The sequence below is a fragment of the Gelidibacter sp. genome (genome assembly GCF_039916245.1).
Classification (GTDB): Bacteria; Bacteroidota; Bacteroidia; order Flavobacteriales; family Flavobacteriaceae; genus Gelidibacter.
The window spans coordinates 1-8,064 of record NZ_JBDSLS010000226.1; the positions used below are offsets into that span (position 1 = coordinate 1).

At 36.4% G+C, this 8,064-nt stretch carries 6 protein-coding genes and 1 pseudogene; 3 read left to right on the forward strand and 4 right to left on the reverse strand.

Going from position 1 to position 8,064, the window contains the following annotated elements; all coding sequences use genetic code 11:
* A partial coding sequence (locus ABIQ28_RS12010) for a T9SS type A sorting domain-containing protein (protein ID WP_348037620.1) occupies positions 1-2,512 on the forward strand: 2,512 nt, incomplete at its 5' end.
* A 47-nt stretch (positions 2,513-2,559) separates the two neighbouring features.
* On the opposite strand, the gene ABIQ28_RS12015 is transcribed toward ABIQ28_RS12010, so the two are convergent.
* Positions 2,560-2,940, reverse strand: a complete 381-nt coding sequence (locus ABIQ28_RS12015) for a hypothetical protein (RefSeq protein ID WP_348037622.1) — start codon at positions 2,938-2,940, stop codon at positions 2,560-2,562.
* Between the two features lie 214 nt (positions 2,941-3,154).
* Between ABIQ28_RS12015 and ABIQ28_RS12020 the strand changes: the two genes are divergently transcribed.
* Complete coding sequence (locus ABIQ28_RS12020; protein WP_348037624.1) at positions 3,155-3,484, forward strand: DUF4372 domain-containing protein; 330 nt, start codon at positions 3,155-3,157, stop codon at positions 3,482-3,484.
* A complete protein-coding gene (locus ABIQ28_RS12025; protein WP_348037626.1) occupies positions 3,387-4,331 on the forward strand; it encodes an IS4 family transposase in 945 nt (314 codons plus the stop codon). The genes ABIQ28_RS12020 and ABIQ28_RS12025 overlap by 98 nt, the downstream gene beginning before the upstream one ends.
* A gap of 405 nt (positions 4,332-4,736) precedes the next feature.
* Here ABIQ28_RS12025 and ABIQ28_RS12030 read toward each other — a convergent pair whose 3' ends face one another.
* The 3 genes and pseudogenes from ABIQ28_RS12030 to ABIQ28_RS12040 all read right to left on the reverse strand — a co-directional run.
* Complete coding sequence (locus tag ABIQ28_RS12030) at positions 4,737-5,810, reverse strand: hypothetical protein (protein ID WP_348037628.1); 1,074 nt, start codon at positions 5,808-5,810, stop codon at positions 4,737-4,739.
* A 446-nt stretch (positions 5,811-6,256) separates the two neighbouring features.
* The gene (locus ABIQ28_RS12035) at positions 6,257-7,411 is read right to left on the reverse strand and encodes a histidinol-phosphate transaminase (protein ID WP_348037630.1); all 1,155 of its coding nucleotides are present in this window, start codon (positions 7,409-7,411) and stop codon (positions 6,257-6,259) included.
* Between the two features lie 299 nt (positions 7,412-7,710).
* Positions 7,711-8,064: pseudogene (locus ABIQ28_RS12040) on the reverse strand (alanine dehydrogenase); the annotation flags it as partial.

Below are 8,064 nucleotides of genomic sequence, written 5' to 3' on the forward strand. Positions count from 1 at the left end.
ATACACTGTTACGGCCTATGACAGCACAGGGAAAAATTCTGCTAAAGCTGAAGTTACAGTAAAAGTAAATCCTTTGCCAATAGTGAATGCGGGCAGCAATGTCACGATTAATTCAGGCGAAAGCACCACTTTAACGGCCACAGGCGGAACTACTTATAAGTGGAGCACAGGTGCGACCACTGCAAGTATTACCGTGCGTCCCACGGCAACCCAGACCTACACCGTAATTGGAACAAAAAATGGTTGTGAGGCTACTAGCACGGTAAAAGTTACCGTTCTAAATCCTATTGGAGTTACTGCCAATGCAGGGGCTGACCAGAGCATCTGTGCGGGTACAAGTACAACACTAACTGCCAGCGGAGGTTCTACATATCTTTGGAGTACAGGAGCTAAAACCGCAAGCATCACGGTAAGCCCAAATCAAACGACGACCTACACGGTTACGGCCTACGACAGTACAGGAAAAAACTCTGATACAGATGAAGTGAAAGTAACGGTCAATGCTTTGCCAAGGGTGGATGCTGGCAGTAATGTCACGATCAATTCAGGCGAAAGCACAACTTTAACGGCCACAGGCGGAACTACTTATAAGTGGAGCACAGGTGCTACTACTACAAGTATTACCGTACGTCCCACGGCAAGCCAGACCTACACTGTAACTGGAACATCAAATGGCTGTGAGGCAACGGATACGGTTAGAGTTACCGTTGTAAATCCAGTTGGAGTTACTGCTGATGCAGGGGCTGACCAGAGTATCTGTGCAGGTACAAGCGCAACACTTACGGCCACCGGAGGTTCTACCTATCTTTGGAGTACAGGAGCTAAAACGGCAAGCATCACAGTAAGCCCAAATCAAACGATGACCTACACCGTTACTGCCTTTGACAGCACGGGAAAAAATTCTGCTAAAGATGATGTTACTGTAAAAGTCAATCCTTTGCCAGTAGTGGATGCAGGGAACAATGTTACGATCACTTCAGGCGAAAGCGCAACTTTAACGGCAACAGGAGCCACTACGTACAAGTGGAGTACTGGTGCTACTGGCGCAACTGTTACCGTACGTCCCACGGCAAGCCAGACCTACACTGTAACTGGAATATCAAATGGCTGTGAGGCAACGGATACGGTAAGAGTTACCGTTGTAAATCCAGTTGGAGTTACTGCCGATGCAGGGGCTGACCAAACCATCTGTGCAGGTACAAGCGTAACCCTAACCGCTACTGGAGGTTCTAGTTATCTTTGGAGCAATGGAGCCAAAACGGCAAGTATCACTGTAAAGCCAAATGCTACCACGACTTATACAGTTACGGCTTATGACAGTACTGGTGCAAATTCAGATACGGATGCGGTCAAAGTGACCGTCAACCCATTGCCAAAGGTAGATGCGGGAAACAATATCACAATTAATGCGGGAGAGAGTGCAACTTTAACGGCAACAGGAGCCACTACTTACAAGTGGAGTACTGGTGCCACTGGCGCAACTGTTACCGTACGTCCCACGGCAAGCCAGACCTACACTGTAACTGGAATATCAAATGGCTGTGAGGCAACGGATACGGTTAATGTTACCGTAGTGAATCCCCAAGTAGTAGTTGCCCGTGCAGGTGGTAATCAAAATATTTGTGAAGGATCATCAGTCACGTTGACTGCAACGGGTGGAGATCATTATGTATGGAGTAACGGTGCTAAGACAGCAAGTATTACAGTTAACCCAAAATACACAACAAAATATTCTGTTACGGCTTATGTTGGTAATGTCTCTGGTACAGATGAAGCTGTTGTTAATGTAAATCCAAATCCGAATGTTAAAATTACAAATGGTTCTGAAGCCTCAATACTAGAAGGCGAATTTATAACCTTATCTGCGACTGGAGCAAAAACTTACAAATGGAATAATGGTGCAACCCAGCCAAATATTGCAGTTCGCCCTAATGCAACTCAAACCTTCAGTGTTACTGGGTATGACAATAAGTGCGCTGCTGAAAGATCTATTAAAGTCAGTGTTTTTGAAAAAATAGTAGCTGATGCAGGTAGCGATGTAACCATTTATCGTAATGAAAAGACCGTTTTAACTGCAAAAGGCCCTAAAAACAGCGAATTCCTTTGGAGCACAGGAGAGACGACAAGAAGTATTACAGTAAGCCCATTGGAAGACACAGAGTATTCAGTAATGGTTTATCACGACCTCGATTCTGATACGGCTAATGTTACAGTAAAAGTCATAGACTTAGTCGATGATAACATCATGGAAGATTCTGCTCCCCTTGAGTTTTTGATTCATCCAAATCCAACGGATGGTGAGCTTAATATAAAAATATCGGGTTTGACCAATCTGTCAAGCATTCATTTATATGATCTTTCAGGTAAATCATTATACAACGAAATCATTAATGAAAGTGATCATCAGAGTTATAATAAAAAACTTAATCTATCGAACTATGCATCGGGAGTCTATCTTCTTCAATTGGTAGATAACCAAAGAGTAATAACCAAAAAGGTGGTTGTAAGATAGTCACTTTAATGAAGTTTATGGATTGAGCCACGGGTAATACCTGTGGCTCAGTCTTTTTTATAAGGGACTATGGACTCTATAGTTGCTAAAGAATCACAGTTTTTAATTTGAAATCTGAACTTTTGATCTTTATAACTGTTTTTAAGAATATAGGTTTTACAGTCTTCTGTTTTGGTATCACTTTCTGAGAAATTAACCGAGCCATATTGAATCATATCAGAAACCACAGTAGTGTCCATTTCAAAGGTTCGCATTGCTGACAGTGCTTCGTCTGAATATGATTTTGGTTTTTGCGAAATACTTTTTATAGTCCGTGCATTCGGACTGTAGGCACAAGAGGTTTTTTTTCCACTTAAGAAAAAAGCCAAAATAATTATACCGATAGAAAAGCCACCTAAGTAATAGCCTAAACGATGTATGAATTTCATTTTAAAAAATTAGAAGATTGACATATCCCAAATTTAATTCAAGATCATAGTTAAATCTAAGTTGTCGAGGTAAAAATACAAACTATTATTAAAACCTATAACAAAAGGATATATATTTATTCATTAGTGTCCGATAAACATTTTTAAAAGCGGGATTTCCAATAAGGATTTCCCGCTTTATTTATATTTTGGTTTTTACCACAAAACTTCCGATATGAACAAAAGTAAAAATTTCAGCGGACAACCAATTATCATACAGGTTTTAAACTTTCTTGACACCAAAGATATTTATCGGACAGCAAAGAAGCACAATAGCGACAGGTATACCAAGAGGTTCACGACCTATGACCACTTGGTTACGATGATTTTCGCCGTTATCAGTGGCTGTAGTTCACTTCGCGAGGTCACCAGTATAATGCTCGCCTGCGAGGTGAAGTATCAACCATTTGGGACTAAGGGACTTTCCAAAGCGCAGCACATTGTCGGATGCCAACAAGCGAAGGAACTCAGAAGTCTTTGCCGATATTTACGCAGGCCTCTATAAACGCTATCGCCAGTTTTTATCGGGCAGCAGGATCAGGGAACCCGCCATAAAAGATCTTAAAATAGTCGATTCATCAACAATAACGCTCTTTAGCGATATCCTGAGAGGTGCTGGTCGAAACTCGCTCAACGGCAAAAAGAAAGGTGGGATAAGGATGCACACAATGATCAATGCGATGGAAGATGTTCCCTGTTTGATAAAGTTTTCAAGTGCCGCAACCCACGATCACATATTTTTGAAGGAACTTGATCTGAAAAAAGGCTCTTTTGTTGTATTTGATAAAGGTTATGTGGATTACGAACAATACCAGCAATGGTCATTGGACGGCATCTACTTCGTGACCAGGCAAAAGAGCAATGCACGCTATAGAAGTCTTGAAGAGTTTGATATACCTGACAGCGTGGACGATGCCGTCCTAAAGGATGAAAAAATAACGCTTACCGATAAAGATGGCAACGAGTTTCACCTAAGAAGGATAGCTTTTTGGCACCACGAGAAGCTCAAGGTATATGAGTTCATCACCAACAACTATGAACTGGAGGCCGACAAGATCGCGGATATCTACAAGAACCGCTGGCAGATTGAGACCATGTTCAAACGGCTAAAACAGAACTTTCCGCTCAAATACTTTTTGGGTGACAATCAAAATACAATAGAAATCCAGATTTGGATCAGTCTAATCATTCAGCTTATTATGCTTGTCATACAGAGAAAAGCAAAGAGAAGTTGGGCATATTCCAATATGATGTCCTATATCGACCTGTTGAAGTTTCTCAAGAACCCAGATTCGAAATGGGAAGAAATTACCATGAAAAATATTGGACAGTTAAGCATTTTCGAACCTTAAGGGGTTCTGTTTTGAAGACAAGAACCTAATTCAGGAAAATAACGGGATGCCAAGGCTTTTTTTGTTAATTTAGATTATTATCGGACAACAATGATATTTAATCTACTTTCTAATTAATTTTATCAGATTAAAACTTGTTGTAATTAGTATAGCTTTAAACAGCTAAAGGCCATTAGAGTTTTGTTGATAATCCCGATCTTTTTAATATTTACTAAAAACTCTTGTAAAACATGTGAATCAAAATTTTATCTGCTGCGTCAAAATTTATTTGGAGCAGTTTCCTACCTAGTCATTATTGAAACACCAATCTTAAATCCGATCCTAATAGTAATAATAAAATTAAATGGGTAAACTTTACAATCCAACCAACAATTCATGTTAATTTTATTTTTTCACAATACAGTGCTAATCCTTATATTCCAAATGGTTATGTTGAATACATTTTTCTAATACATCGTAGGTCTGTTCAATATATTGATTAATATAACTGTATTTTCCGAAAAATGAAGATTTCTTGAACTTACCGTAATGTGCTAAATGTTTTTTGTTCGTAATTTTCGGGTTAAGCTGATATGTAGGGCTAACTTCCAATATCAAAGGAGTAGAGTTCAAATTATCTTTATTCCAAGTCACATCAAATGCACCTGTTGGAATATTTAATTTTTTAAACTCACTTATGATGAAAGAACGCCATTGTTCAGGAAAAAATTCGAAATCTACAGAACTTCCTCTACCAGTAGATGTTGGTTTCCACTCATTTTGATTATTTATTCTCCAATAGTAATGCACAATTTCGTTTCCTACTAAAATTACTCTTAAATCTTTTCGCATGTCTATGAGTTTTTGAACAATGATATACTCATTTGGTTTGAAAGTAGATTTTTGCTCGTGCATATTTAAATCAGAAACCGATGTAACTTTATGTACGCCTTCACTTGCTGATGAATGTTCTTCCTTAACTAAAAATGGATAATCCCAACTCAAATTTTTAACTTCTGAAATTGTTTTACATAGCGTGGTTTCTGGCTCAGATATATTGTATTCCTTAAATTTTTTATGCATATATCCTTTATTTTCCCAATAATAAATTTCTTTGGAAGAAGGGAAAACTGAATTATTTTGTTTTTCCAATTGTTGAACTATGAAATGGAGTTGTTGGGTGTAGTCATTAAATTTATAATTCCAATTATACATAGCACAATAGTTGAGATGAATGATCTTATTAGATAATTTACCAATATTTTGCGATCTTATAATCTTAAATTTAATTCCTGTTTTGGATAATGCATTAATTTTTCCGTAATCTTTAATAACCTTATCACTGATGTAATAGCGCCATCCAAATCTCGGTAACCAAAGGTAAACTTCGGCATCTTTACTGGCTATAACGCCACTTTTATCTGTTTTTACCCTCACGTAATAGTTTACTGAAGTAAAGGCAACAAGCCTTCTAAATCTGTCTAAAAAAAATTGATACATTTATTAAATGGTATTGATTCTATTAATTTCTTGTCTATCCAATTTTATGGTTGGCCATTTCATTAGTTGTTTTTTAAATTGATGATAGAGCTTGATGTATGTTCTACAAAAGTTGTAACTACTAGTAATGTCATAAAAGTCAAATTGCTTTTTTTAAATCAAAAGGTTATATTTGTATATCTTTATATTTCCTTTCAGTTTGGAATGATCCAAATGTTTTGAGAATTAAAAGCGTTATTTGCTATCTCAATCATTTTTAACTGTGCCGGAATTGTTTTTTACATTTGAATAAACCCGCATGTTGATGTACAGAAATGTGTGTGCTAAGTATTGACCAAATTTAAAATAAACTAATGTTTATTATTTTCTTACTCTTTTAAAAACCTCATAAGCTTTTTTAAATAAAACTGATTATAAAATATAGCGATGTCTTTATTCAAAAATCCTTAACCTTCAATAACCTCTTTAATTGCCTTTATAATAATTTTGTTTTCTTTTTGTGATCTTGCTGCCACTCTTATAAACTGTCCCTCCAGACCAATTTTATCATCACAATTTCTTACATAAACACCATGATTGGCAATAAGTTTAGCGGTTACGTCCGTTGTATTGGCACCATTAAGCAGTTCAATTAAAACAAAATTGGCTCTTGATGGGTATACTTTTATGTTTTTGATTTGATTGAGCTCAGAAATAAAGAACAATGCTTCGGTAATATATTTTCTTCTTACCAAATCATAGCGATCAAGAAAATCCTGTCGCGCATACAATCTAAAAAAATATTCTGCTAAACCATTGGAATTCCATAAGTAGCCATTTTTTAATAGATCTTGAACTTTTTGCTTCGCCATAATGGCATAACCACATCTAACACCCGCAATACCAAAATCTTTGGACATGCTTTTTATGACATATACATTATCTTTATTGATGACATTTGGCACCACTGATTTTAGCTCCATATCACTATCTTCATATGCAAAATGGATGAAACTTTCGTCAATAATAATATTCTTTACCCAGCTAAGTTTGTCAAGGGCAAAAAGTAAATCATCATATTTTATATATCCTCCGTCTGGATTATTTGGATTAATTAGAACAATGGTATTTGGTTTTTCTTTTTCTACTTGTTTAATATAATCAGTTATATCTAGTCTATAATTCTCAGCTTTATTCAACTGGTAATGTACAACCTCTTGCTCTGATATTGCATATTCGTAATAAGCAGAAAATGTAGGAATCGTAATCATTAATTTTCCTTCACAATAATTATGTATAATAGCTTGTATGGCCTCAATTGCCCCATTTCCCACAAATACATGTCCCTCATCAATATTAAGACGTTTCTCAATAAAACCAGCAATAACATTATTTTGAGAAGGATAAAACTCTAATAATGCATTGATTTTTCCAGTATCAATCATTTCCTTCTTGAAGTATTCCAAGAACAACTCTGTAGCATAGGGATTTGATAAAAAACAAGCATCCACCTTGATTTTTAAGTCTGGAATAAATTCCTGTATGGAAGCCAAACTTGGTGAATGTGTACCAGATTTTTCTTTTAAAGACCTATATTTATTTTCTATTGTTTGAGCATTCATTTTTGGTTAAGTTTAATCTAGATAATTTTTTATAAATGTTTCATTTGAAAACATAACAATTTGTTAAATAAAGTGATATACAACGCTTGTTATTCATTTTCACGTCCAAAGTAGAGCTAAATTTAATTATCGTGGTAAAAAAACTGATTAAAAGCACAAATCATAGCTCAGAGAATAATGACCGTCTCATTTCTATAGAAATCAATGTATAACGGTCGCTACAATTTAAAATCAAATGCCCATTGCAAATTGCAATGCAACCACCAATCTATTGTCTTTTCTTGGTGTTAAGTTCCAATTTAAAAAATTAAAAGATTGACGTCGCTGTATTTTAGATCAAACCAATCGGCTACCGATTTATTTGTCAAAATACCGTGGTAAAAGTACAATCCATTTTTTAATCCGCGGTCAAAACGTAGCGCATTTTCAATCCCACCGTCGTCTGCAATTTTTAAAAGATAAGGCGTGAACATGTTACTTATTGTTACTGAGGCGGATCGGGAGTAGCGCGCCGGTATATTTGGTACACAATAATGTACAATTCCGTTACGCTCAAAGGTGGGTTTGTCATGGGTTGTGACCTCACTGGTTTCAAAACAGCCCCCCATATCAATGCTGACATCAATAATAACAGCGCCAGTTTTCATGCAATC